Below are 23,831 nucleotides of genomic sequence, written 5' to 3' on the forward strand. Positions count from 1 at the left end.
GCAGGTCATGCTCGCCCAGCTGAGGATCCCGAACAGGAGGCGGGCCACTACGGGCAGTGGGTCGCGTCAAAATACGCTTGACGCACGTCGTCACGTTTGCCGCGGCGGCTCCCACGATGCGACCGGCGAGACTTGGCCGGGGGCATGGGGTGGACGCACTCCACTTGGAATGCGTTCTAGCCTACCAATTGGATGATGCTCATCGAAGCATACCGGGTCTCGCCCCCGGTTCCGGAACAAGGGCGGTAGTTCTCATACTGTCGCCGTCGGCACAACTGTGGATTTCGTGGGTGAACGGATCGACACCAGTCGGAGCCAGAGCGCCGACGCTTCTCAGCCTTTGTGAATCAGGTCTACGATTCTTTGGGCGTTGTCGTCTGGAGCGATGCTGATCTGCACATGATCATCCTCCAAGGCTTCCATCACCACGGCGGCAGCCTGTATCTCGCCGCCGATCTTGATAATCAGGCGCGCCGAATCTCCGGCTTGGACAGCCTTCACCGTGAGGGCGTTAAAGACGATCGCCCCGTCTTCGGTGAACGTCACGTCGACCGCGTTCTGCCCCTCACCTTCGGCGATGGTGGCATCCTTCACTCCAGCTCGCTCAAGTGCGGATGGGAGAACAACATTCTCGCCATTGACCTGAACGCATTGCGGGTCCGCCCCATCAGCGCACGTCTCCGATACTGCCAACTCGATCGCTCCCCCTGTAGCCGACGCTGTATCGCTGGCGCCAACACCAGCCGAACACCCACTGAGGGCCAACACGATAAGTACGACCAGAGAGAGCCTGGGGGTTCGAGAAGCCATGAATCTTCTTCCTTAGACGCGGGAGATGAGTGCTGGTACAGCTGCCGCGTCCAACCATTGTTGCCCGCCGCGGATTGGCGATCTACAAATTGGTCATTTGCACCAGCAGCGTCTCGGCGGCACTGGAGATGCTGCCAATTGAGGAGAGAGTGACGATGCCAGCAACGCCCCAGAACCAGTGGACGCGCTTTCCATCTCGGGGCACAGGTTACCAGGCATGGACTGGCGAGCGTTGGGGCGTTCACTTCGCGGGCATCACGGCCGGGCGCCGCTCCATGTGCCGCCAAGCTCCTCCGGTCAGTGGACTCAGCGTGACGAGCGTGTAGACGACCGCGACGATTCCGAAGGCGAGCGACAGTCCGATCGTGTCGGCGGCGATGCCGCCGAGCAGGGCGCCGAACGGCACCCCCGCCCACGCACCGGCGTTGATCAAGCCGAACACCCGGCCGCGCATGTGTTCGGGAACGCGTTCAAGCTCCACCGTTCCGAGAATCGGATTAATCGCCCCAGCCGCCAAGCCCGAGAGCGCGGTCATTGCGACGAGCACGGGCAGCGGCGCCCCGATGGCGAAGGCAGCGCTGGACGGGCCGCCAGCCACGGCGAAGCAAACCGCCAGGGTCACGCGGCGGGGCACACGGTGAGCGACGAATCCGAAGGCCACGTTGCCCACCAGAGCGCAACCGCCCATGACCGCCACCAGCAGACCCAGAGCGGCCGCGCCTCCCAGACGATCGTTCGCATAGAGGGGCATCAGGGTCGAGCCGCGGGCGGCGTCGAGCAGGTTCGTGACCAGCACGAGGCCGACGACCAAACGCATCAGCGGGTCGTGGATGACGAAGCGGAAGCCTTCAGCCAGGTCGGCCCAATACGAGGTACGGGGAGTGTCAACGCTGTCGCCGCTCAGCCTGACGGTGGCAGGGACGGCTGCCACGAACGTCCAGGTCAGCAGTGCTGAGACCGCGAACGTTGCCGCGTTGACGAAGAGGGCTGCGATCGGCCCCAGGAGCGCGACGAGCAGGCCGGCGATCGAGGCGCCGATCAGCTTGGCGAAGCGCTCAGAGCCGTCGAGGAGCCCGACACTCTGCTCGATCCGCACGCCGGCCCGTACCGTCAGCCCGGGCAGCATGACGCGGCGGGCGGTCTGTCCCGGGGTGTCGAGTAGTCCGCCCGCGAATACCAGGATCAGAAGGGCCCAGAATGGCAGCCCGACGGTCAGCGCCAGTACCGGCATGGCCAGCACGGTGGCACCGCTCACGAGGTCCGCAACGATCGCCGCTCGGCGGTGACCCACCCGGTCCACGACAACCCCGCCGAGCGCCCCGCCGACCACAACCGGGGCGGTAGCGAAGAATGCCGCGATTCCCACCTCGACGCCCGACCCGCCGAGGCCGAGGACGTAGAAGGGGATGGCGAACGCTGTGATCACGTTGCCCGTTTGCGAGATCGCGTGGGCAGCCAGCAGGGCCGAGAGGGCGCCGGTTGCGCGGCGATCGCGAGGCAGCGCCTCGTTCATGTTCTTGCTCATCGGCGGTCTGACTCAGGGACGGCGATAGGCCTGGTAGACGAGCACCACAGGCTCGGCGCCATCGGCCGTCGCCGGGTCGTGAGCAGCGCTCGCGTCGACCCACCGGGTGACCAGGGCTTCGAGCTCGGCACGCATGGTGCCCAGCTCCTCGATCGTTAGACGCAGGCTGCGATCCCCGCTCGCGCCTGCCGCGACCCACTCACGAGGCAGGGCAGGTGTCGCGTCGATGTAGTCGGTGAACCGGGCGGCGTAGGCCTGAGCAATGGACTTCTCCAGAACAGAAGAAGCCGCGAGCTTATCGGGGTCGTCGAGCAGATCGGCGGGCTCCCAACTGGTCAGTAGGGTCGTGGCCTTCCACCAACGTTCGCGGTGGTCGGTGCTCTGAGCCTCGGCGGGCTCGATCAGGGCGATGGAGGCAAGCTTGCCGAGATGGTAGCTGATGGTACCGGGAGCCTCATCAACGACGTCGCCCAGCTGGGCTGCGGTCAACGGGCCGCGTTCGCGAAGCAGGCCGAGTAGACGCAACCGGGTCGGATGCGCGAGGACCCGCATGGAGGCAGCCGAGCTGAGCGTGGTGCGTGAAGCGTCGCGGGGGGACATACCGCTGACCCTATAAGAACAACAGTTATTGCGCAATGATTGTTGCGCGATAACTGGTACTCGAGCGCCCTCTCGCTCCTAAGCTGAGCCCATGGTCAACGAGGCGAAACATGAGGGCCGGGCTCTTCGGATCGAAGGTTTGGTGAACGCACGCGATCTCGGTAGCCTCCCACGACAACTCACGGCACGACAATAGAGGGCGCATTTCGCTCCGCACTTCTCGGCCTCGACCTGGTCACACTCCTCGAATCCCCGGGACTCAACGACGCCAACCGGGCCGCGGTCACGAACTGGCGAGGCTCCGTCTGACCCGGGTGCACGACATTTCGCCCTGAGGTTCCGCTTGCAGCCTTTAGGTTGGTGGGATGGATGAAGAGGTTCTGGCCGGTGGAAACTCGAGCATGGTCGTGCGGGTGGGCGATACCGTTCACCGCCCCGCCGGTCCTTGGACTCCCGCGGTACATCAACTTCTGAGCACACTCCGCGCGGCGGGAGTGACGGCAGTACCTGAGCCCTTCGGCATGGACGAGCAGGGCCGCGAAGTGCTCTCCTACCTTCCGGGAATCGTCGGCAACTACCCGTTGCCCAGCTGGATCTGGTCGTCGACGATCCTGCACGAGGCTGGGTCCTTGCTCCGACGGGTACATGACGCGAGCGCACCCCTCGCGCACGCGGCCGCTGAATGGCAGTTGCCTGCACACGAACCAATCGAGGTGGTGTGCCTGAACGACGTCGCACCGTACAACATGGTCTTCCAAGACGGGCACATCACCGGTCTCATCGACGTTGACATGGCCTCCCCCGGGCCACGGATTTGGGACCTCGCGTACCTCGCATATCGACTCGTCCCGCTCGGCGAGTACGCAGACCCTGACGCTCCGGACTGGGATGCTCGCCTCGGCCGGCTCGATGCGCTCATTCGCTCCTACGGTCATGAGTTCGACCAGGCTGCCGTTCTTCGGGCGGCAGCGCACCGCATGGAGGATCTGGCCGTGTTCACGGATCAACGTGCCGCCGACACGGGCCGCAATGATTTCCTGGAGCATGCCGCACTGTACCGCCGCGACCGCGACCGACTTCTCGACATGATCGCAAGCCTGAAGGCCCCGTGAACGCGGATATCCAGGTAGTCCAAGTCAACGATCCACGCTTGAAGCGTCTAACCGAGGCGGGGTACTTCGTTGTCGGCGAATCGTGGGGTGCCCGCCTGCGCCTGAGCGATCCACCCAACCTGACGGTTCTGCACGCCGCCGTCGTGGCGGCAACAGGCCAAGGATTCCGGATCGAGGAACTCGATGCCAGCTGGGCGCCTCAGGTCACAGCACTCGAAGCCATGAACCACGCCGACTACCCGTACACGCCAGCGACATCCGTGCCCCACCGCGACGAGTCCGACGTGCTCGACCTGTGGACATTCGGCTGCCGTCTCTTTGGCGCCATCCATGACGGACAACTCGTGGCCGTCAGCGTAATGAGCCTGACTGCCGCGCGCGCGGAAACCGAATTCACTTCCGTCCACCGCACTTACCGCCGACGAGGGCTCGCCGTTGCCGTCAAGGCCGCATCGATCACGGCGTTGGCCCACGACGGCGTCAGGATCTTCGGCACGGGTGGTGCTCAAGTCAACGCCGGCAGCATCCGTATGAACGAACACCTCGGCTACGCCATCGAAGAACGCTGGCTCAGCCTCACCGTGCCGCATTAGAACAAGAACACACGCGCTCGGAGGAGGTTTGTACACGGCCACTATCCCCTGGGCGGCGGTTCATGCCCTGAAGCGGCGTTCAGGCCCAAGGCGGCGGGACCGAGGCGCCGCCACGCAGTGCCACCTGGAGGTTCAAATCGTCACCGGCCTGGAGCTGGCGGCTAGTGAGTGGGTTGAGGAAGCCGAGATCGTCGACCGTGATGCCGAAGCGGTCGGCGATGTCGTTGAGCGTGTCGCCAGCGACCGCCCGGTAGGAGATGGGGGCACCATCGGTTGTGGCGGTGGCGCCGCCGGCGCCGAACCGGGAACCGGTGTCAACGGCGAGCAGCCCGGGCCGGGTGTCCGGCACGTCCCAGGTGATCGTGCCGACCGCCCGGGGAGTGAGCACGCAGCCGTCAGGATCGGTCGTGCTCGGGTCGGTCTCCGTGATGACGGCAGTCAGGAAGTAGCTGGGGTTGCCCCGGGAGTAGTCTCTGTCTCCCAAACTCAGCCCGGGCTGATCGGCGTCCGTGGATAGGTTGCCGAAGGAGAAGTTGTACATGTCGGCCAGGCAAGTCGTGGTCTCCGACCAGGGACTGAAGAACAGTTGCAAGCCTCCGGGAACGTCCGAGTGGAAGTCTTTCAGTGCGACGTCGAACCCGCCGCCTGCGGCCATGACGACGACGGTTCCGGAGACGGTGTCGTCCCCCGAGGCCGACGTGAGCTCGGCCGTGCCGATGACACCGTCGGGGATGACGACGTCGACCGCGCCGTCGGGCGGGGCCGACGCATCAGTGTGAACGGCCGTGTCGAGCGGTGGAGTCTGGGTTGTCGGGGGCGAGCAGGCCACCAGTCCGAGCACCAGAGCGATGCTCCCCAGAACGGATGTCGTCAGTCGTGGCATCAGGTCCCCTCCCCGCCGGGCCCAGTATGGCAGTCGGCCGCGTCGCCGGTCCAGCCGCGGGCCCGAGAAACGAGATGGCTCGACCGACGTCGCCACCGGACGCACCGGTCGCTATGAACCCTCCCGTTGGCGGTTGGGCTTGCGGGCGAAGCAGGGGGACTTTTCAGTCGCCTGAATTGCCCGGATGCCGCGGTTCAGACGTGCTCGTGGGCTACCTGCCGGGGCTGGCAATGAGGCGCGTCGCGGACCTGCACGCGGGCGAAGCCAAGACCGACGCCCGCGATGCCGCGATCATCGCCCAAGCCGCGAGGAGCCTCCCGCACGCTTTGCGGTCGCTGCAGCTGGCCGATGAGCAGGTCGCTGAGCTCTCGATGCTTTGCGGTTTCGACGACGATGTCGTCGGCCAGATCACGGCCACGAGCAACCGTATCCGGGGCCTGCTCGCCCAGATCCACTCTGCGTTGGAGCGGGTCCTGGGCCCGCACCTGGACCATCCGGCGGTGCTGGATCTGCTGCAGCGCTACCCAACGCCAGCGGCGATGAAGGCCGCTGGCCCAACTCGACTTGGCAACCAGCTGCTGAAGTTGGCACCGCGAATGGGCCGGCGCCTCGCGGACGAGATCACCCGGGCGCTGGGCGAGCAGACCGTCGTGGTGACGGGCACGAACGCGACCAACGTCGTGCTCCCCAAGCGTGCCGAACAGCTCGCCGCGCTCCGCCGGCACTCGCAGACGCGAACCGACTTCCGACCGCCGCTCTAGCTCGAAGCCTGAGTGGGTCCCTGGCCACTCCGATGACAGCTACAAAGCGATGGCACTAGTGAGGTTGACGAGCACATGGTGAGGGGCAACGGCCAGCACCACGTTTGCATATTGGCTGAGTATGGTTGCTCGCAATGGTCGATTGGTTCCTTGGGCTGCTGACACCCGCTCAGTGGGATGCGTGGCGCACCTGGCCCGCGACCGATGGGGGGGCTCACCGCGCTGCTCATCGAAGCCCTCCGGTCCAACGGCTAAATGAGGTCGGGTACATCCGCTTCCGAGATCAGACGCTTATCGCGACCTTTCCACGGGCGTGCTCGTCGACGAAGTACCGCATGGCAGCGGGCACCTCGGCAAGCCCATAGATGCGATCGATTACGGGGGTCACCCGCCCGGCCTCAATCAGGTCGCGTCGCTCGTTCAGCGTTTTCGTGCTGCCATTCTGGGTGAATGGTTTGAGTTTTTGGCCAATGAATGGCGATATGGCAACGGCTTTGAGGATGCGCCCCGTAGGCCCGACCACGCGTCCGCCTGTGCCACTGGAGAGCACGAGGACTCCCTTGGAAATGAGTGCGCTGCGCAATTCGGTCAGCGTGTGGTTCCCGATCAGATCGAAGATGACGTCGTGCCGAGCGGTTCCACGGGTGAAGTCGTCGCGGCCGTAATCGACGACGTGGTCGGCACCGAGTGAAAGTACGAGCGCAGCGTTGGCGGCGCTGCTCACGGCGGTGACCTCGGCGCCGAGCGCCTTCGCGATCTGCACAGCGAAAGTCCCCACTCCCCCGGATGCCCCATTGACCAGCACCCGCTGACCGGGCGTCACCGAACCGGCATCGCGCAAGCCGACCAAAGCTGTCATCCCGGACAGAGGCACCGCGGCGGCTTGCTCGAAGGTCAAATTGACCGGCTTTCGCGCCAGAAGGGAGGCGGGTGCGGCGACGTACTCCGCAAAGGTTCCTGAACTGAGCTCTCCGTAGACCTCGTCGCCCTGGCGGAAGGCCGTGACGTTGGTGCCGACCGACTCGACGACGCCCGCGACATCCTTGCCCCGCGTCATCGCTTTCGGTCTTCGAGTGCCGAAGGCCAATCGCGCGACAAGCGGTGTGCCCGACATGTGAATCCAGTCGGCATGGTTGAGGCTCGCGGCTACCACGCGGACGAGAACGTCGTTTTGACCAACGACCGGATGGTCGATGTCTTCCACTTTGAGCACTTCTACATCGCCGTAGTCCCGCTGAACTATTGCCTTCAAGATGTGCCTCCTAGTTCGGCTGCAGGGTACCGCTTACCGGTAACGTCTTTCGGCGCTGCGCACAGCCGGGCGGCGGTGACGCGACCGGTGGCCTGGCCGGAGCGGTGCCCAATCACGGCTGGCCTTTTGTGGGACAGGGGACGGTCATGCCCGAGCCGTTACGGCTGCGGTCGTGCCAAAGCCCCGCACAATGAGCCAAATGGCGAAGAACAGCTCGAACAGGCCACCCGGAACGGTGGAAACGAGGCTGGCACCCACTACGCCGGCGAGTTCGAGAAAGCACCCGCCCGCGAATAACGCGTAGCCAATAAATCCCCACACGGCCAGGAACCGTGGCACGAGGCGTGAGCGGTAGAGCGCAATGCAGAACAGCAGGCTACCGACGCCAAGGCCCGCCATCGCAATGTTGTATGCAAGGAAGTTGGTGCCGCCCATGCCTGCGAGTAGCGCGACCGCGCCGACCGCCAAAAACCCACCCTCGAAGATCCGGGTGGCGAGGTAGCTGGCCGCGATTCCTGGAGCGTGTGGCCAAAGGACAGGAAGCATGACAGCTCCGATCGCGATCACGGCCACCGAGTTCAACACCATGAGCACCACTCCTGCGGTGAGGAGGCCGCCGGGGGAAGCGGTCGTCGCGATAGAGCTTCCAGTGCCGTAAAGGAAAAAGGCGGCAAGCATCAGCGCGCCGACTGTGCGGGCAATTGTGCGTGTATTACTCATACGTTTCTCATCTCCAGTCGTCGCACCTTACGGTGTATGGTGGACAGTGCGAAAGTACCATACGGCGTATGGTGATGTCTATGGCGAAGCTTGAAGATAGAACACCGGTCACCCGTGAGCGAGCGATCAGGGTCGCCATGGCGCTGGCCGATGCCGACGGGATCGAGTTGCTCAGCATGCGCAAGCTGGCCGCCGCACTCGACATAACGGCCATGTCGCTCTACTACCATTTGAAGGACAAGGAAGATCTTCTCGACGGGATGCTCGACATCGTGCACTCCGAATTCGCGACGCCGAGTGCTGGGGACGAGTGGCGGGCGGCGATGCGGAAGCGGGCGGGGTCGACGCGCAGTGTCCTGGCACTGCATCCTTGGGCCATCAGCATGAAGGCCCGCACATCCCCTGGACCGGCGACCCTCGGTCACCTCGATTCGGTCATCGGCTGCTTAACGGCTGCGGGCTTCTCGATGGCCATGACGGGCCACGCCATGTCGATCCTGGACAGTTACGTGCTGGGCTTCGCCCAGCAGGAGGCCTCGCTGCCGCTCGACCCGTCCGGCGACATCGGCGACGCGACCGAAGCCATTATGGCGCAGCAGGAAGCCATGACCGACTCCTTTAAGAACCTCGCCGCGATGGCAGTATCGCTGATCCTGCAGCCCGGATACGCCTTCGGCAACGAATTTGACTTCGGTCTCGAACTGATTCTCGACGGTCTCGAAGTAGCCCTTCTCAGCGACTCCGTTCCTCCTAGTCAGTAACGTTCGGCCGGACAAGGCCAAACACCTTCCATCGGATGAGACCGGCGGACCACTGACTCCCGATCTGACCCAGCGCGAGGCGCGAATTCATTCGCTGCTCGGCCTCAGACGAAGGCGACCGCGCGCACCGGCGCCCCGTCGCCGCCGAGTCGCAGGGGGAAGAAGCCGATCCGCACCTGTGACGGCAGGTCATCCAGGCCGCAGAGGTTCTCGACGATCAGCCCGCCGCGGCCCAGCACGACCTCGTGCACGGGAAAGGCGGCCGACGACGTGCCGGTCGGGTCGGGACTCAGCGTGTCGACCGCGAGGATCCGCATCCCGCGAGCGACGAGTTCGCTCGCGGCACCGGCATCGAGGGCCGGATGCCGCACTGCGCGTGCGTCGCCGAACCACCGCGCCCAGCCCGTGTCGATCACGACGATCGGGGGCAATCGATCCGGTAGCGGATGCTCCGCATTCAGCCGGTCCCACCCGTATACCTCGCCCTCGGCGAGCGCTCGCACCCGCACCACCAGCGCATCGCCGAGGAGCTCGTCGAGGGCCACATCGGCCATTGTCCGGCCACCGGGGACGGTATGGGACGGCGCATCTATGTGCGTCCCGGTATGAGACCCCATTCGCAGCCCTGTCACGGCCACCCCGTCGCGGTCGAGGACCAGCGCGGCTTCGACGTGGACCGCCGGGTCGCCGGGATACACCGGCATCCCGTCGGTGATCGGGTGACTGAGGTCCCGGAGCGCCGTGCGCGGCGGCGCTCCAGGGCCGTCAGCGAGAGGTGTCGGCATCGGCGAGGTGCTGGCTGGGCTCGAAAGGCGTCCTGCTGCGGCGCGCGAGCGAGAAGGCCAAGTACACGGCGAAGGTCAGGAGGAATGCGGGAACGGTCGCACCGAACGGAAGCGGCCACACGTACGCCCACACGTAGGCGGACACCGCACCGACCACCCACGACGCGACAGCGAGCCAATTGATGCCGCCGGTGTACCAGTAGCGACCGCCTTGAGCCTTCAGGATGTCGGCGCTGTAGCTGCCGCGTGCGACGATGTAGTAGTCGACGATCATGATCGCGAAGATCGGTGCGAACAGGGCACCGATCGTGACCAAGAAGGTCGTGAACTGGGCCAGCAGACCGAAGAAGGTCGAACCGATGATCGAGATGAGCCCGAGGACGATCGCGGTGGGCAGGAACTTCATCCGGCGGCCGGGGAGCGCGTTGACCACGCTTGTGACCATGCCGTAGACGACCATCGTGTTCGTCGCCATCACGGATAGGAAGATCGCGACCGCGAACAGGGCGCCGAAGGGTTCGATGATCGTCACAGGGTCGAACGCCATCGCGTCGCCGCCCCGCAGGACGACGTAGCCGATCGCGCTCGCGCCGAGCGTCATCGAGATCACCGTCGACAGGGTGTAACCGATTCCCGAGCCGACCACGCCCGCGCGGGTCGTCGATGCGAAGCGGTTGAAGTCGGCCGAGAGCACCGTCCACGATATGGCGGTCGCGACCACGACATCGAACGCCAGTCCCGGGGAGTAGAACGGCTCGAGCGTCGCCGGGATGGCCGCGAACTCTGCCGGCGGGAACGTAGAGAACGCTACGACGAAGATGTAGGCGGCGATCGCGAGGATGACCGCGGCGAACCACGGTTCCACCCGAGCGACTCCGGCGTGGCCGAAGATCGCAAGGATCACGACGATCGTCTGGCAGAGCACCGCGAAGATGACGGGGTTCGAGAACCCGGTCATCGACGCGACGATGTAGTTGAGGGCGATCCCGGCGAGCATCGCCTGCACCCAGCTCCAGCCCATGAGGATGACCACGTTGGCGGCCACCGGCAGCAGGCTCCCGCGCGTCCCGAACGGTCCGCGCGTGATTGCCATCGTCGGCAGGCCGGTGCGCGTTCCGATCGCACCGACCGTCACGAGCACTGCTGCTCCGACGATCGTTCCGCCCACGATCAGAGCGATGACGAGGCCGAACGGCACATCCGGCACGAAGAGCGTGCCGGTCAGAAGGGTGGTGACCACAAGGTTCGCGGCCAGCCAGATCATGAGTACGCGGCCGAGCGAGTAGGTTCCGCGAACCGGGCCCGCGTCATCTGAGTTGGTGTCCAGTCGGCGGTCGAGACGGGTGTAGAGCGACATCTTTGGGCTCCTCGATGAATAGGGACTGGTCAGGGCTGGGGTGACAGGTGTTCGTGGATGGCGATGAGACCGGCAGAATCAGACCGGAAGACGATCGTTTCGCGCTCCCGGTAAGACATGGGTCCGTCCGCGGTGCTCACGCTCGTGCTGACGGAGTGGGTGAAGACGGCTCCGCCGGGAAACGCCTGCACCGCGGCCGCGCTCGATGCGCAGGATTGCACGCTCCAGCCGCCGCCCACCCATTCCTCCCACATGGCTTCGTAGGCAGCCCGGTCCTCGATTCGCGCAGGTTCGGTGTGGAAGACGAAGGTTGCGTCAGGTGCGAAGAGTGAGAAGTAGCGCGGGCCGTCGGTGGCGGCGAACGCCTCGACGATGGCGGATGCCGCGGCACGGACTTCTTCGTCCGTTGGGGTGGGCAGTGTCATGGGTGTCTCCTGCGTCGGGCTTGTCGGTCGGGTTCGGGACTTCTACGTCAGGTCGGGGCTTTGTCGGTCGGGGTGGGTCACCCCAGGCGCCATCGCGCTCAGCAGCTCGTAGACGATGTGGCTGGCCGCGACAGCGGTCAGCTGGGCATGGTCGTACGCGGGGGCGACTTCGACCACGTCGGCGCCGATGATGCGCAGGTCGGCCAGGGCACGCAGCATCCGTAGTAGTTCTCGACTCGTGAGCCCGCCCGCCTCCGGAGTTCCTGTTCCCGGCGCGTGGGCGGGGTCGAGTACGTCGATGTCGATCGAGATGTAGAGCGGCGCGTCTCCGACTCTGGCGCGGATGCGTTCGACGGCGGCCGCGACCCCGTGCTCCTCGACGAATTCGCTCGTGACGATCGCAAAGCCGAGCCGGGCGTCGTCTTCGAGGTCGTCCTTCGAGTACAGGGGGCCGCGAATTCCAACGTGCATGCTCGCGGTCAGGTCGATGAGGCCTTCTTCAGACGCCCGCCGGAAGGGGGTCCCGTGAGTCATCGGCGCCCCGAAGTACGTGTCCCACGTGTCGAGGTGGGCATCGAAGTGCAATACCGCGACGGGCCCGTGCTGCGCGTGCGCGACGCGAAGCAGCGGCAGAGCGATCGTGTGGTCTCCGCCGATGGCGACTAGTCGGTCGGCGTGCTCGCTGAGCTGGCGCGCGCCCGCCTCGATCTCGGCCACGGCAGCAGCGATGTCGAACGGGTTCGCGGCGATGTCGCCGGCGTCGGCGACCTGCTGGGCGTCGAACGGGAAGACGTCCTGCGCAGGGTTGTACGGTCGCAGTAGGCGCGAGGCCTCGCGCACATGAGCGGGGCCGAACCGAGCACCGGGTCGGTAGCTCACTCCGCTGTCGAAGGGAATCCCGACGATCGCGATGTCTGCCCGCTCGACCTCGTCGAGCCGCGGGAGTCGCGCAAAGGTCGCGATTCCGGCAAACCGGGGCACGACACTCGCGTCCACCGGCCCGCGGGGCTCATCCGTCGCATCTTTGCTGAACGGTTGCATATTTGACAACTTTCGGTACGCTATAGACAACTACAGCGCTACCGTACGCTGTCCCGTGCAGATCGTCAAGAACGAATGTGTGAGCAGCTTCGAGGAGGAACTGTGCGCGCCATCCACCCCACCGCCGAAGGCACCGCGACACCCATCGGCGCCAAGCTGCGCTCCGCGCGCACCGCTCAGGGCATGTCACTCGCCCAGGTCGCTCAGACGACGGGCCTCAGCAAGGGCTTCCTCAGCCGGGTCGAGCGCGACGAGACGTCACCGAGCGTGGCAACGCTTGTCCAGTTGTGTCAGGTGCTCTCGTTGCCCGTCGGAGCGCTCTTCGCCGAGCCCGACGTTCACCATGTCGCGTACGCCGACGCTCCGCGGATCAACTTGGGCGGAGTGCACGCCGACGAGCGACTGATGTCGCCGCGCGGCGAGGAGCGGGTTCAGCTGCTGCGATCAGAACTCGAGCCGGACGCGCACGGCGGGACCGATCTGTACACGATCAACTGCGACGTCGAAGCGCTCCACGTCGTCTCGGGATCACTCACCGTGCGATTCGCCGGTCGCACCGTGGCCGTCCACGCCGGCGACGCACTGACTTTCCCCGGTCGAGAGCCGCACACCTGGCAGGTCGAGGGCGGCGAGCCAGCCGTCGTGCTGTGGGTCATCGTGCCCGCGCCGTGGAGCGGCTCGGCCTGACCGAGACCGCGTCGTATTCGAACCCCAGCGTCCAGATCAGCGCAGGCAGGGGCGCGGCCGCCCCGAAATCGTTGAGGAATCCGCTGATGGCATCCAGGAGCCCGGCAGATAAAACCCTGTCCAGGTCGGGACCGAGGCCGGTCATCCACTTCGTCCCTTCCGCAGCGCGGTGGTCCGCCACAGCTTCGTCGACGCGTTCGAAGGCGACGCTCGGGCCGGCGAAGTCGAACTCGGCCGCCCGCAGCACATCCGGGTCCACGTCGACCGCTTCACACTAAAGCCTGTCCGCGTCTCACTCTGAACGTTAGGCTTGCTAACAGAACCCTTGAGATCGGAGGAGCAGCATGAATGGTGACGGCACACAGAGTGAACCGATCCAAGACCAGCATTCTAAATCGGACGAGGACAAGGTGGCGGGGATTCTCGCACAGGAGGAAGCTGACCTCGCCGGCCACAGTGAGCCCCAAGTCCTCGACGCGCTGCGTGAACGATTCGCAGATGCTGGACACACCGTGAGCGAAGAAGCACTCCACGAGCATGCGCGTCGAATCGCCGGCCTCGACCCGAACGATTTCTCCAGCAAAACACGGTGACTTCCTAACGACGATGCAGCGCCACCATCGCGGATGCCGACAGGGTTCTGCGTGGGCATTCAGGAACGGCGTAGGAACCGGATCAGAACCGCGGACCCAGGCTAGCGACAAACAGTAGCGTCGCCGCTACCGGCCGAGCACCCCTCGACATGTGCGAGTCCTCATCGCGACGGCGGAATCTGGACGGGGCGGCCTGGGTGCGAGCCTCTTCGGTCACCCCACTCTCGGCGAGCGGATCGGGGTTACTGCCCATCGAGGCGGCCACCCGTTCTCCACCGCGTCGACGCGGTCGGATGCCAGAAGCGGCAGCGAGTGACCTCTAACTCTCTCCCGGCTTCATCAGCAAGGGGGTCGTCCCGTCCCCTTCCGAGTATCGCCAGGAACAGGGATCTCAATAAGAATCGCTCAACGATGGTTCGGCGACCGCAAGGAGGTGCGCGAGGGAGAATGCTCCGCACGGTCCCGGATGCCCCGGAGCATCCGCTCGGTCATGAGGAAGCTCACCATCTCGATCGGCTCCACGAGTACCTTGGCCCAGTCGGTGAGGTACGCGTACCGCTCGCGAACGACAAGCCGCGTCGCCCCGTCGGTTCGAGGTTGAAGGACAAACGCCCACGTGAAGTCGTAGGGCGCTCCGGCGCCCGTGCCGTCGAGGGCGATCGCCATCGCGCCGGCTAGCCCTCGCATCCACACCATGAAGTTACTATCCCACCCGTGCAAATCGAGGGCAACGGATGCCGCCGCACTGGAGTCTGGCGCGCGCCCGAGCTCATGGACTAACGACGCTCGAGCAATAGTCCGGCGGACACTGACTCGGATCGGACCCAGCGCGAGGGGCAAATTCATTCGCTGCTCAGCGGTGTCGACGCCCAAAGGGCAGGTCGATAAAACCACACCCATCAAGAAGGCCCGGAACGCAAACTTCCGCTGGGGCTGGGAAATCAATATCGCCGTCCGCGTCGACTCCGAAACCCCTGGGAAGCACCGGTTTCCCGGACTGGCCGTCGCCGCAGATCTCGCACACAACTCAAGAATCGCGACCGGAAACGGACGCGAGAACCCCATAATCCAGAAATGGCTCCTGAGAAGCCTCAGGAGCGATTTCTTTTTGTTTCGACCGGACCGTTTCGTAATGAGTTTCGCAAATGGCCCTTTGGTGGGACTGACAGGATTTGAACCCGCGACCCCATGAAGGCTCAGACCTTAACTTTGTCTTCGCCGAATGACTCGGAAAACTCGCGGATGCCCCTGTGTTGACAGGGAACCGGGCGGTTCACTACCTGCAATTGTACTTTGTCAATTTGGGTCGAATCGAGATGAATGTGATGAGTAAATGATGACCATTTGAACCGTCGCGGTCGGCACCGCGATCCCAAGTCCTTCAGCACTTTGGGTCGCGACTTAGGACTCTGAGGGCACCAAAGGCAGTTCGGCTCCGTAGTTCCACGACAAGATGGCCGGCTGCTCTCGGTAATAGCTCAGCACGGAGACTGATCCAGCATCCAGGCTGATTTGAGCACCGAATCGAGGGGCCATCCTCAGGTACACGGCGGTGAGAATGCGCAGGAAATGTCCGTGCGCGATCAGGGCGACATCTCCCTCCTCCATGGCAGGCAGCACCCGCGTGAGCACCCGCGACGCGCGGGCGGCGACCTCCTCCACCGTCTCACCAGGCGTTTCACCACGAATCACGCCGTGGGTGAATGCGCTCCAGTTGTAGCCGAGTTCACTGCGGATGTCCCGCGTCGTACGCCCCTCGTACCCGCCGTAGTCCCATTCGACGAGGAGCGGATCAACCTCCGCTTGAAGGCCAGCGAGCTCAGCAGTGCGTCGCGCACGCTGCAGCGGCGACGTCAGAACGAGCGAGAAATCGTAGTCGGCTACCAACCTGCCCGCGCCGTGGGCAAGTCCCTCTCCCCGGGCAGTGAGCGGAATATCCGTGAGCCCAGTGTGTTTGCCATCCTTCGACCACTCCGTCTCCCCATGGCGCAAGAGAATCAGCTTCCCCGACGGGTTATCCGGAGCGGGGTGGCTGGGCAGCGGCTCGATCGTAAACATACGGCAACAGTAGTATCGCACCCCCGTTTCGATGGAGGTTCTTGATTGCTGGAGCCAACGTTCACCCCTGCGGGTGTTCGAAGCGGGTGGGGGAACGGGTGGGGGAACGGGCATCCCTGCGGGTGTTCGAAGCGGGTGGGGGAACGGGCATCCCAGCCATCACGCGGCTACGGCCGTTCATGGTGAGCGCAGACGGCTCGGAAAGCGAAGAGCTGCTCGCCCACCCCGGAACAACGGATGTTTCGGGCAGCACTTACACGAGGACGATTCGGGATGAGAACGTGCCGGCAGGGTTCTCCCGTCGCAACATAGTACTAGACAAGTCCGTCCTGGCGAGTGTCTAAAAATGCCGCAGAGTGCTAACCGTCTTGGCCGAGCCGACCTGATCGACGGCCTCCGGGACCTTGTCCAACGTCTGCAGGGCGACGGTTTGAGCACCGGTGTCTACTTCATTGGAGGCGCCGCATTGTCCCTTCGATACATCCCTGATCGTGGTCTCACCGACGATATCGACGCTGAGATTCGTCCCTCTTCCCGAGCGCTTGAGTAGGCCCTCGAGATCGCCGACAACCGAGGGCGGGGTGGCGACTGGCTCAACGCCCACGCCGAGACATACATACCCATAGCGAAGAACCCCGGCTGGGAATCCCTCTACGTCGATGACTTTGTGTCCGGGTGGGTGGCCTCACCGCCCGCAGCCCCGCCGGCTCCAGAACGGGGACCGTCCCGGAGCAACTAGCGACCCACCAACGCCCCAGCCACCGGACACCACGCCAAGGCCAGAACCGGAGGGACATTCTCGCCCGTTGCTCATCATCTGCGGTTAACTGACCGGCGTCGGGGCGCTCGTCACTGCGAACCGAGCGACAAGCGCACCTCGACCTCGCGTTCGACGAAGATCCATTCCTCGGTGCTCCGCAACTCATCGAGCAGCTCGTCGAAATCCGCGACACTTTCGGGCGCGTACTCAAACCAGGTCAAAAAATCGAACGGCCCACCCCCATCACGGCTGTGATGGAGCCGCCGGGCCACAGCTGGCAGCGAGTTCATGGAACGTCGGATGTGGTGACTGGTTTCCTCGAAAATCTGCCGGCGTTCGTCTTGGGCCAGTTCCCACCACTCCTTTGACTTGGTGATGGGGATAAAGGAGGCGACGGTCGCGCCGGGTCGGCCCAGAGCCGGTGACCGCGCCGTCAGCTCGGCCAGTTCGGCAGCGGTCGTGTAACGCTGATGACTAACGGTGCCGCGCAGGGTCCACCCCGGGGCGTCCGTGGCCGATGACCCCGACAACCATGATTCATCCTCTGCCGCTCCTTCACGAATCAGCAGACGCGCGGCGGCGGGGAGCCCGTCACCGGTCACCGCGATGATGCGATCAATACGCCACTGGCCAGCATCGCCTGCAGTGAAAGTGACGGGTAGGGCGTCGGTCATTGGAACTCCTGACGGTATCAGCGACTTCGACGCTAACATCATCTTGAGAACCGCCCCAGCAGGCTCTGATGGCGTGCGATCAGGCATCCTCAGGTCGACGCCCCAGCGTCAGCCCAAAAAGGTTCGGCCGCCAGATCTGGGCCTGGCGCCCGTCATGGTTGACGGTGACCAGCTCGGCTCGGTCGATTCCTTGGTTGGATCCTCGGGCTTCCAGGGTGGTGCCGCCTGTGACTCCTCGTCGTGCTGCGGCCTTCCCACGGACGTGCTCTGCGATGAGGAGGTCGATGGTGGCATCGCCGCGGGTCCACCGGTGCTGATGGCCTTCTGGGCTTTCACCGGCGGACTCGAATCCGATGTCAACGAGGGCCTTGGTGACCTGATGGAGGATGGTCGGCTGCGCGCGCACATCCAAAACAGCATCCGCGTCGTCGGTCGGCCGATTCGGCGTGGTGTCGCGTTCGACGCACCAGAGGTGCACCATCTGGCCGCCAACCAGGCACCAGTTATTCGGCACCTTCTCGGATAGGTCGAAAAGGGCGTGCCAAGCCAGCGAGGACCTCTGACCGAGTACCGGCATGTCGATGACGGTCATCGGTTGCTCAGCAGTTCCTTGATCCGCTGACTTTCGCGTGGCCCGGCGTGGTCGGCGAGGTCAGCGAGGACAAGGCCCAGCGGCGCTCGCCCGTCGGCGTCAGCTTGGACACGAGCCAGGTGGAGCCAGACATTCGCATTCTTCGCCTTCACCAACAGGTACTCGTTGATGAGCTGCTGGGCGATCTCGGGGTCAACATACGCTTCAACCTCATGTTCGCTGCTAAGCCCCGCGCGGTCGTCACTGATTCCGGAGAGGACTATTCGCTTGTCGCTGCGGAGGTCACCGAGATCATCGGCGTTCGCGTGCAAGGCACGGACCGGTGCGCGATTCCGGAGCCAGCTGGCAAGGAGGAGGGCCGGCGCATTGCTTTCTGCCAGGGCAGCGCACTTGCGGTTCAGGAGCCAGCGAGCCTTCGCCTCCATGTTCTCGGGTTCGACGCCCGACAGCAGAGCGATGAGCGACCATGAGTTGGCCGGGCTCAGCGGGCGGGAGAGCGGAGGCTGTCGACGGAGCTCCGACTCGTCGATTCCCCAGCTTGAGCCGATCTTCTCGGCATCGACCTTGCCCTCGCGGATCAGCTGGTGCACGCGCGCGACAGAGATGTCCTGGCGGGCGGCGTACTCTTTTACACTCAACATGTCACAAGGGTACAACCGCTGAAACCCTTGTGACAAGCGACAGCACCAAATGAATGTGTCAAGCTCGTCCAGATGAGGGACGGCCCAACTGACGGCCCCGCAGCGCGACCACCTCCGTCGCGCCCTGGTCCGCCAAGCCCCTGTGCAGTCCTGTCACACGAGGTTTCTGGGTCATGACGGGGGGAACCGGCGCACAGTCGTGGAATGACCGCGGACCCGACGCGGTCCATGACGCTGACCGGCGCACCGCGCGTCACCTCGGCAGCAGCGTCGCCAAGCTCGGGCAAGTCGCCATCTAAACTGAGTTTGGTACCCACGGAAGGAACCTCAATGAGCATGGAAGGCGCGGCCTGGAGCTCGCTGCACAAGATCTCGACCGCCAGGGACGGCAAGCGCGGCTTCTCCCGTGAGTCCGTGCGGCGGATCATGACGTTCGCGGTGCCCTACCGGTCCAAGCTGCTGATCTTCATCGCCCTCTCTATCGTGGGAGCTTTCCTCGCGGTCGCGACGCCGGTACTCGCCGGCCAGGTGGTCGACGTCATCGTCGCCCAGGGCGAGGTCACCACGATCGTTTGGCTCGCCGTCGTCATCGCCCTCGTGGCCGTGGCCGACGCCGCCGTGTCACTCGTGACGCGCTGGTACTCGGCGCGGATCGGCGAAGGCGTGATTTTGGACCTCCGCACCTCCGTCTTCAACCACGTGCAGAAGATGCCGATCGCGTTCTTCACCCGCACGCGGACGGGCGCCCTCGTGAGCCGCCTCAACAACGATGTGATCGGCGCTCAGCAGGCCTTCAGCGGCACGCTGTCCGGCGTGGTTACGAACCTCGTGGCGCTGATCCTCACCCTGATCGTCATGCTCAGCACGTCCTGGCTCGTGACGGTTCTCGCCGTGATCATGCTCCCCATCTTCCTGGTACCCGCGCGCCGCATGGGCAGCCGCCTCGCCGCGCTGCGCCGCGAGGCCGCCGATCACAATTCCGCCATGAGCACGCAGATGACCGAGCGCTTCTCGGCGCCCGGCGCCACCCTCGTCAAGCTGTTCGGCCGGCCCGACGAGGAGGCCGAGGAGTTCCGCGTCCGCGCCGCCCGCGTCCGCGACATCGGGGTCCGGACCGCGATGCTGCAGTTCGTCTTCTTCACCGCACTGATGCTCGTCTCCGCTCTCGCCCTCGCGCTCGTGTATGGGCTCGGCGGCTTCCTCGCACTCGCCGGCCAGCTGAATACCGGTGACGTGGTCACCCTGGCGCTCCTCCTCACCCGCCTCTACGCGCCGCTCACCAGCCTCGCAAACGCACGGGTGGAGATCATGAGCGCGGTGGTCAGCTTCGAGCGCGTCTTCGAGGTGCTGGACCTCGACCCGCTCATCAAGGAGAAGCCCGACGCCGTCGCCGTCCCCGAAGGCCCAGTGGCCGTCGAGTTCGACAACGTCCGCTTCGCCTACCCGTCCGCGGACAAAGTGTCCCTCGCCTCTCTCGAGGAGGTTGCCACGCTGGACACCCGAGGCGGCGAGGAGGTGCTGCACGGCGTGTCCTTCAGGATCGAGCCGGGGCAGACCGTTGCCCTCGTTGGTACGTCCGGTGCCGGCAAGTCCACAATTGCACAGCTCCTCTCGCGCCTGTATGACGTCGACAGCGGCGCCGTGCGCCTCGCGGGGACGGATGTCCGCGATGTCACTTTCGTCTCCATGCGGCACACCCTGGGCATGGTGACGCAGGACGGCCACCTGTTCCACGAGACCATCCTCTCCAATCTGCGCCTCGCGAGACCGGAGGCGTCCGACGACGAGGTGTGGGACGCCGTCCGCCGTGCGCGGCTCGAGCCGCTCATCCGGTCCCTGCCGGACCAGCTGGACACCATGGTCGGTGAGCGCGGCTACCGACTGTCCGGGGGCGAGCGCCAGCGGATGACCATCGCGAGGCTCCTGCTCGCCCAGCCGCGCGTCGTCATCCTCGACGAGGCGACGGCGGCGCTGGACTCGACGTCTGAGGCCGCCGTGCAGGCGGCGCTCAGCGAGGCGCTCGAGGGAAGGACGGCGATGGTGATCGCACACCGCCTCTCCACCATCCGCAGCGCAGACCTGATCCTCGTGGTTGAGGACGGCTCGATCGTGGAGCGCGGTACGCACGAGGAACTGCTGGCTGTGGGTGGGCGTTACGAGGAATTGCACCGGACCCAATTCGCCGTGCAGAAGAATGATGCGGCCGATGAGGAAGCACTGAGCCGGACCTAGTCGCTGGGCTCGGTATCCCTGCCCCGAGCGCCTCGGAAAGTCGTCTCATCACGTTTCGTTTAATGGGGACTGATGACGACTTGCCTGACAGTACGCTTGGGTCACCAGGCCCCAGAGGCGCTGAGGCGCTGAGGAGGCTCCATGTTCAAGCCATCTCGATCAATCACCACGGCCATGCCGTCGGATCTCGCTATCTCGCGCGCTGCGGCCCGTCGCCCGCTTGAAGAGGTTGCAGCCGACATGGGCATCGGTCCACACCTGCTGGAACCGCACGGAAGTGCAGCGTCGAAGATCTCCCTCGATGCGATCGATGAGCTCCGTGACCGTCCACGGGCCAAGTATGTCGTCGTCACCGCAATCACGCCGACTCCACTCGGGTCGGGCAAGACGACCACCGCGGTCGGGCTCGGTCAGGGCTTCCGGCACATCGACAAGCTCGGGATCGTCGCGATACGGCAGCCGTCGATGGGGCCGACGTTCGGCATCAAGGGCGGAGCCGCTGGTGGCGGCTACGCTCAGGTGGTCCCGATGGAGGCACTGAACCTGCACCTGACCGGCGACACGCACGCCGTTACCGCGGCCCACAATCTATTGTCGGCGATGATCGGCAACCACATCCACAAGGGAAACCGTCTCGGGTTCGACCCCCATGAGATCACCTGGCGACGTGTCCTCGACGTCAACGATCGCGAGCTGCGCACCATCATCACCGGGCTCGGCGGTCCTGACGACGGCAATCCGTTCCAATCCGGTTTCGACATCTCCGCAGCCAGCGAGGTGATGGCGTTGTTGTCGCTGTGCACGTCGTTGCGGGATCTCCGTGAACGGATGGGAAGAATCGTCGTCGGCTACAACCGCGGCGGCGAACCGGTGACCGCCGAGATGCTCAAGGCGGCCGGCGCCATGACCGCGATACTCAAGGACGCCATCAAGCCGAACCTGATGCAGACCGTGGAGCAGACGCCAGTGCTCGTCCACAGCGGTCCGTTCGGGAACATCGCCACCGGTAACTCCTCGGTCGTCGCCGATCTGATCGGCATCCATGCCGGCGACTACCTCATCACCGAGGCGGGGTTCGGTGCAGACATCGGCGCGGAAAAGTTCTTCAATATCAAGTGCCGTGCCTCCGGGCTGGCGCCGGATGCCGCCGTCATCGTCGCGACCGTGCGTGACCTGAAAACTCACTCAAACAAGTACCGGGTAGTCGCCGGCCGACCGCTGCCACCGGAGATGCTCGCCGAGAATCCCGACGACGTCATCGCCGGGGCAGCGAACCTGCGCCGGCAGATCGCCAACATCCGACGGCACGGAGTGACGCCGGTCATTGCGGTGAACGCATTTCCCACCGACTACGACAGTGAGCATCAAGCGATCATGGACGTCGCGGCAGAGGAAGGTGTGCGCGCGGCGATCAGCTACCACTTCACCGAAGGCGGCAGGGGTGCGGTCGAGCTGGCCGAGGCGGTTGCGGAGGCCTGCGCTGAACCGTCGAGCTTCCACCGGCTCTATCCCGACGAACTTCCCTTGGTCGACAAGATCGATGTGATCGCGCGCGAGATGTACGGCGCCGACGGCTTGGACCTCTCGCCTCTGGCAGCTCGGCAACTCGACAAGTACGAGCGGGCAGGCTTCGGCAGCCTGCCGGTGTGCATCGCCAAGACACATCTGTCCCTGTCGGCCGACCCCAAAATCAAGGGAGCACCCACCGGGTGGCGACTGCCGGTGCGTGAGGTGCGTGCGTCGATCGGGGCCGGGTTCATCTATCCCATCTGCGGCGACATGCGCACCATGCCTGGTCTCTCGTCCGCACCGGCAGCCGAACGCATCGACATCGACGACAACGGCGAGATCGTCGGGTTGTCCTGATCGGCGGACCCGGCCGGGCACGTCGGGCTTCTCGATGAAGCCTTCCCCGCCCACGAACCGGCAGTGAACGATGGTCTAAAAAGCCCGGAAGTCGAGCATCGATTCCTCCACCCACTCCTCGGTCGTCGACGCCTGATCGCGGAGGGCCATCGGCAGAACCGTCGGTGCTCCGCTGAACCGCGGGTCTGAGAGTCGTTCGAAGCCCTCTTGCTCACTTACCACCGGGTACATCCCTAGAGCAACGACGTCGGCGAGGGCACCGTTGGCGGAGACGACACCATCTTCTGCCATCTCAAATGACCAACCTTGGTCGAGCTGCTGCCCGTCGATGACCGGTTTTGCCTCGGCGGCTCGCGTGGGAGAGCCTTCCCACACCTGAGAGGTAAATTCGAACGCGGCAGGGTCCCGGCCTGCGGCGACGAGGAGCGCGCGAAGTGCTCCGATCGCAGCGTCTTCGCTGGGCGGCTCGCCGGTCGGCTCGCAGACCTGATCACCCTCGCACTGCCACGAGTTCACCTCCGGGTTCTGGAAGTAGAAGGACAGCATGTCGTCGAGACTCACTGACAGGCTCGGGGCGCTGCCGTCCTGCGGGCCGGCGACCCAGCTGCCATCGCGCAGTTCGACTGGTAACCCGATGCCGAGCGCCGCGGTGAACGCGGTGATCTTGTCTGAGCTGGATGCCGAACGGGGGTCGTAGGCGTGGGCCTGAGCTGTGCCCGCCTGTGTGCCAAGACTGGACGCGCTGAAGGCGTTCCGGCCGGATCCATAGGGGTAGGTCAAGGGAGACATCTTCTGTTCGATTGCGGCGCCAGAGCCGACGAATGGCTCCATTCCGCCTTGCGCGCCGCTTTCGGGGCCGTCGGCTTGCTCGCGCCTGGGCCAGGTCGGCCACGGGTGCCGATCCGGCCGTCGGTTCAGCCTCAGGGCCGGTCATCCGAGCGACAACCTCGTCGGCGAACCCGGCACGCGCTTCGATATCCCCCGCTGGGTCGGCGGCACGCAGCCGGGCAACCGGGTCTCGTTGTTTGTCGTCGTCGTTCATGTCGATCACCCTCCGGAATTTCGGTTCACCTGGGATATGTGCGGGGCGCGCCGAATCTTGC

The 23,831-nt window shown here is 65.0% G+C and carries 25 protein-coding genes and 1 pseudogene; 8 read left to right on the forward strand and 18 right to left on the reverse strand.

Annotated features, from left to right (window positions below; all coding sequences use genetic code 11):
• Positions 1-333: 333 nt before the first annotated feature.
• The 3 genes from E3O47_RS12215 to E3O47_RS12225 all read right to left on the reverse strand — a co-directional run bounded on the left by E3O47_RS12215 (position 334) and on the right by E3O47_RS12225 (position 2,935).
• Positions 334-594, reverse strand: a complete 261-nt coding sequence (locus E3O47_RS12215; RefSeq protein WP_104100445.1) for a hypothetical protein — start codon at positions 592-594, stop codon at positions 334-336.
• A 457-nt stretch (positions 595-1,051) separates the two neighbouring features.
• Positions 1,052-2,335: an MFS transporter gene (locus tag E3O47_RS12220; protein ID WP_134420671.1), complete on the reverse strand. Its 1,284-nt coding sequence runs from the start codon at positions 2,333-2,335 to the stop codon at positions 1,052-1,054.
• 12 nt (positions 2,336-2,347) lie between these two features.
• Positions 2,348-2,935 (reverse strand): helix-turn-helix domain-containing protein, encoded by a 588-nt coding sequence (locus tag E3O47_RS12225; RefSeq protein WP_134420673.1) that lies wholly within the window; start codon positions 2,933-2,935, stop codon positions 2,348-2,350.
• Between the two features lie 365 nt (positions 2,936-3,300).
• Here E3O47_RS12225 and E3O47_RS12230 point away from each other — a divergent pair, with 365 nt between their 5' ends.
• Together E3O47_RS12230 and E3O47_RS12235 are read left to right on the forward strand one after the other, a co-directional pair.
• Positions 3,301-4,047 carry a phosphotransferase gene (locus E3O47_RS12230; RefSeq protein ID WP_134341904.1) on the forward strand — a complete coding sequence of 249 codons (747 nt, stop codon included), beginning with the start codon at positions 3,301-3,303 and terminating at the stop codon, positions 4,045-4,047.
• Between the two features lie 38 nt (positions 4,048-4,085).
• On the forward strand, positions 4,086-4,640 hold the full coding sequence (locus E3O47_RS12235) for a GNAT family N-acetyltransferase (protein WP_134373162.1): 555 nt from the start codon (positions 4,086-4,088) through the stop codon (positions 4,638-4,640).
• Positions 4,641-4,719: 79 nt separating this feature from the next.
• On the opposite strand, the gene E3O47_RS12240 is transcribed toward E3O47_RS12235, so the two are convergent.
• Positions 4,720-5,523 carry a LysM domain-containing protein gene (locus E3O47_RS12240; protein WP_134420675.1) on the reverse strand — a complete coding sequence of 268 codons (804 nt, stop codon included), beginning with the start codon at positions 5,521-5,523 and terminating at the stop codon, positions 4,720-4,722.
• Between the two features lie 200 nt (positions 5,524-5,723).
• Here E3O47_RS12240 and E3O47_RS12245 point away from each other — a divergent pair.
• Positions 5,724-6,245: pseudogene (locus E3O47_RS12245) on the forward strand (transposase); the annotation flags it as partial.
• A 322-nt stretch (positions 6,246-6,567) separates the two neighbouring features.
• Here E3O47_RS12245 and E3O47_RS12250 read toward each other — a convergent pair.
• Positions 6,568-7,488, reverse strand: a complete 921-nt coding sequence (locus E3O47_RS12250; protein ID WP_241986193.1) for an NAD(P)-dependent alcohol dehydrogenase — start codon at positions 7,486-7,488, stop codon at positions 6,568-6,570.
• Positions 7,489-7,680: 192 nt separating this feature from the next.
• Complete coding sequence (locus tag E3O47_RS12255) at positions 7,681-8,256, reverse strand: DUF4386 domain-containing protein (protein ID WP_134401350.1); 576 nt, start codon at positions 8,254-8,256, stop codon at positions 7,681-7,683.
• An 80-nt stretch (positions 8,257-8,336) separates the two neighbouring features.
• Between E3O47_RS12255 and E3O47_RS12260 the strand changes: the two genes are divergently transcribed.
• Positions 8,337-9,017, forward strand: coding sequence for a TetR/AcrR family transcriptional regulator C-terminal domain-containing protein (locus tag E3O47_RS12260; protein ID WP_198411453.1), 681 nt, complete (start codon positions 8,337-8,339; stop codon positions 9,015-9,017).
• A 104-nt stretch (positions 9,018-9,121) separates the two neighbouring features.
• On the opposite strand, the gene E3O47_RS12265 is transcribed toward E3O47_RS12260, so the two are convergent.
• The 4 genes from E3O47_RS12265 to speB are packed head-to-tail and all read right to left on the reverse strand — an operon-like array spanning position 9,122 to position 12,625.
• Positions 9,122-9,802, reverse strand: coding sequence for a cyclase family protein (locus E3O47_RS12265; RefSeq protein ID WP_134420679.1), 681 nt, complete (start codon positions 9,800-9,802; stop codon positions 9,122-9,124).
• Positions 9,783-11,159: a cytosine permease gene (locus E3O47_RS12270; protein WP_134416705.1), complete on the reverse strand. Its 1,377-nt coding sequence runs from the start codon at positions 11,157-11,159 to the stop codon at positions 9,783-9,785. Before E3O47_RS12270 ends, E3O47_RS12265 begins: the two co-directional genes overlap by 20 nt.
• 29 nt (positions 11,160-11,188) lie before the next feature.
• The gene (locus E3O47_RS12275; RefSeq protein WP_104100435.1) at positions 11,189-11,584 is read right to left on the reverse strand and encodes a nuclear transport factor 2 family protein; all 396 of its coding nucleotides are present in this window, start codon (positions 11,582-11,584) and stop codon (positions 11,189-11,191) included.
• Between the two features lie 42 nt (positions 11,585-11,626).
• Positions 11,627-12,625 (reverse strand): agmatinase, encoded by a 999-nt coding sequence (gene speB / locus E3O47_RS12280; protein ID WP_134420681.1) that lies wholly within the window; start codon positions 12,623-12,625, stop codon positions 11,627-11,629.
• Positions 12,626-12,727: 102 nt separating this feature from the next.
• On the opposite strand from speB, the gene E3O47_RS12285 reads away from it, so the two are divergent.
• Positions 12,728-13,312: an XRE family transcriptional regulator gene (locus E3O47_RS12285; RefSeq protein WP_104100433.1), complete on the forward strand. Its 585-nt coding sequence runs from the start codon at positions 12,728-12,730 to the stop codon at positions 13,310-13,312.
• Here E3O47_RS12285 and E3O47_RS12290 read toward each other — a convergent pair.
• A complete protein-coding gene (locus tag E3O47_RS12290; RefSeq protein ID WP_104194495.1) occupies positions 13,278-13,571 on the reverse strand; it encodes a hypothetical protein in 294 nt (97 codons plus the stop codon). The two genes, E3O47_RS12285 and E3O47_RS12290, sit on opposite strands and share 35 nt — an antisense overlap.
• 85 nt (positions 13,572-13,656) lie before the next feature.
• On the opposite strand from E3O47_RS12290, the gene E3O47_RS12295 reads away from it, so the two are divergent.
• Positions 13,657-13,905, forward strand: coding sequence for a hypothetical protein (locus E3O47_RS12295; RefSeq protein ID WP_134341898.1), 249 nt, complete (start codon positions 13,657-13,659; stop codon positions 13,903-13,905).
• 405 nt (positions 13,906-14,310) lie between these two features.
• Here E3O47_RS12295 and E3O47_RS12300 read toward each other — a convergent pair whose 3' ends face one another.
• The 6 genes from E3O47_RS12300 to E3O47_RS12325 form a co-directional block, all read right to left on the reverse strand.
• Positions 14,311-14,601 carry a hypothetical protein gene (locus tag E3O47_RS12300; RefSeq protein WP_174721920.1) on the reverse strand — a complete coding sequence of 97 codons (291 nt, stop codon included), beginning with the start codon at positions 14,599-14,601 and terminating at the stop codon, positions 14,311-14,313.
• 705 nt (positions 14,602-15,306) lie between these two features.
• Positions 15,307-15,963 carry a histidine phosphatase family protein gene (locus E3O47_RS12305; protein ID WP_104100429.1) on the reverse strand — a complete coding sequence of 219 codons (657 nt, stop codon included), beginning with the start codon at positions 15,961-15,963 and terminating at the stop codon, positions 15,307-15,309.
• Positions 15,964-16,303: 340 nt separating this feature from the next.
• A complete protein-coding gene (locus tag E3O47_RS16305; protein ID WP_104100428.1) occupies positions 16,304-16,567 on the reverse strand; it encodes a hypothetical protein in 264 nt (87 codons plus the stop codon).
• Positions 16,568-16,812: 245 nt separating this feature from the next.
• Positions 16,813-17,397, reverse strand: coding sequence for a chlorite dismutase family protein (locus tag E3O47_RS12315; RefSeq protein ID WP_104100427.1), 585 nt, complete (start codon positions 17,395-17,397; stop codon positions 16,813-16,815).
• Between the two features lie 79 nt (positions 17,398-17,476).
• Complete coding sequence (locus tag E3O47_RS12320; RefSeq protein ID WP_134420683.1) at positions 17,477-17,989, reverse strand: hypothetical protein; 513 nt, start codon at positions 17,987-17,989, stop codon at positions 17,477-17,479.
• Complete coding sequence (locus E3O47_RS12325) at positions 17,986-18,630, reverse strand: helix-turn-helix domain-containing protein (RefSeq protein ID WP_104194499.1); 645 nt, start codon at positions 18,628-18,630, stop codon at positions 17,986-17,988. Before E3O47_RS12325 ends, E3O47_RS12320 begins: the two co-directional genes overlap by 4 nt.
• 330 nt (positions 18,631-18,960) lie before the next feature.
• Between E3O47_RS12325 and E3O47_RS12330 the strand changes: the two genes are divergently transcribed.
• Both E3O47_RS12330 and E3O47_RS12335 read left to right on the forward strand, forming a co-directional pair.
• Complete coding sequence (locus E3O47_RS12330) at positions 18,961-20,862, forward strand: ABC transporter ATP-binding protein (RefSeq protein ID WP_104100417.1); 1,902 nt, start codon at positions 18,961-18,963, stop codon at positions 20,860-20,862.
• Between the two features lie 174 nt (positions 20,863-21,036).
• Entirely contained in the window at positions 21,037-22,728 is a 1,692-nt protein-coding gene (locus tag E3O47_RS12335; RefSeq protein ID WP_134420751.1) for a formate--tetrahydrofolate ligase, read from the forward strand.
• A 75-nt stretch (positions 22,729-22,803) separates the two neighbouring features.
• Here E3O47_RS12335 and E3O47_RS12340 read toward each other — a convergent pair whose 3' ends face one another.
• Positions 22,804-23,508, reverse strand: a complete 705-nt coding sequence (locus E3O47_RS12340; protein ID WP_134420685.1) for a hypothetical protein — start codon at positions 23,506-23,508, stop codon at positions 22,804-22,806.
• Positions 23,509-23,831 lie beyond the last annotated feature (323 nt).

This window comes from Cryobacterium sp. TMT2-17-1 (assembly GCF_004402765.1).
Lineage (GTDB): Bacteria > Actinomycetota > Actinomycetes > Actinomycetales > Microbacteriaceae > Cryobacterium > Cryobacterium sandaracinum.

Coding starts and splice junctions, on each gene's coding strand:
- E3O47_RS12255 (WP_134401350.1), bottom strand. CDS start 8,256: ATGAGTAATACACGCACAATTGCCCGCACAGTCGGCGCGCTGATGCTT.
- E3O47_RS12315 (WP_104100427.1), bottom strand. CDS start 17,397: ATGACCGACGCCCTACCCGTCACTTTCACTGCAGGCGATGCTGGCCAG.
- E3O47_RS12225 (WP_134420673.1), bottom strand. CDS start 2,935: ATGTCCCCCCGCGACGCTTCACGCACCACGCTCAGCTCGGCTGCCTCC.
- speB (WP_134420681.1), bottom strand. CDS start 12,625: ATGCAACCGTTCAGCAAAGATGCGACGGATGAGCCCCGCGGGCCGGTG.
- E3O47_RS12305 (WP_104100429.1), bottom strand. CDS start 15,963: ATGTTTACGATCGAGCCGCTGCCCAGCCACCCCGCTCCGGATAACCCG.
- E3O47_RS12265 (WP_134420679.1), bottom strand. CDS start 9,802: ATGCCGACACCTCTCGCTGACGGCCCTGGAGCGCCGCCGCGCACGGCG.
- E3O47_RS12240 (WP_134420675.1), bottom strand. CDS start 5,523: ATGCCACGACTGACGACATCCGTTCTGGGGAGCATCGCTCTGGTGCTC.
- E3O47_RS12295 (WP_134341898.1), top strand. CDS start 13,657: ATGAATGGTGACGGCACACAGAGTGAACCGATCCAAGACCAGCATTCT.
- E3O47_RS12320 (WP_134420683.1), bottom strand. CDS start 17,989: ATGACCGTCATCGACATGCCGGTACTCGGTCAGAGGTCCTCGCTGGCT.
- E3O47_RS12325 (WP_104194499.1), bottom strand. CDS start 18,630: ATGTTGAGTGTAAAAGAGTACGCCGCCCGCCAGGACATCTCTGTCGCG.
- E3O47_RS12270 (WP_134416705.1), bottom strand. CDS start 11,159: ATGTCGCTCTACACCCGTCTCGACCGCCGACTGGACACCAACTCAGAT.
- E3O47_RS12335 (WP_134420751.1), top strand. CDS start 21,037: ATGCCGTCGGATCTCGCTATCTCGCGCGCTGCGGCCCGTCGCCCGCTT.
- E3O47_RS12220 (WP_134420671.1), bottom strand. CDS start 2,335: ATGAGCAAGAACATGAACGAGGCGCTGCCTCGCGATCGCCGCGCAACC.
- E3O47_RS12300 (WP_174721920.1), bottom strand. CDS start 14,601: ATGGTGTGGATGCGAGGGCTAGCCGGCGCGATGGCGATCGCCCTCGAC.
- E3O47_RS12230 (WP_134341904.1), top strand. CDS start 3,301: ATGGATGAAGAGGTTCTGGCCGGTGGAAACTCGAGCATGGTCGTGCGG.
- E3O47_RS12330 (WP_104100417.1), top strand. CDS start 18,961: ATGAGCATGGAAGGCGCGGCCTGGAGCTCGCTGCACAAGATCTCGACC.
- E3O47_RS12275 (WP_104100435.1), bottom strand. CDS start 11,584: ATGACACTGCCCACCCCAACGGACGAAGAAGTCCGTGCCGCGGCATCC.
- E3O47_RS12260 (WP_198411453.1), top strand. CDS start 8,337: ATGGCGAAGCTTGAAGATAGAACACCGGTCACCCGTGAGCGAGCGATC.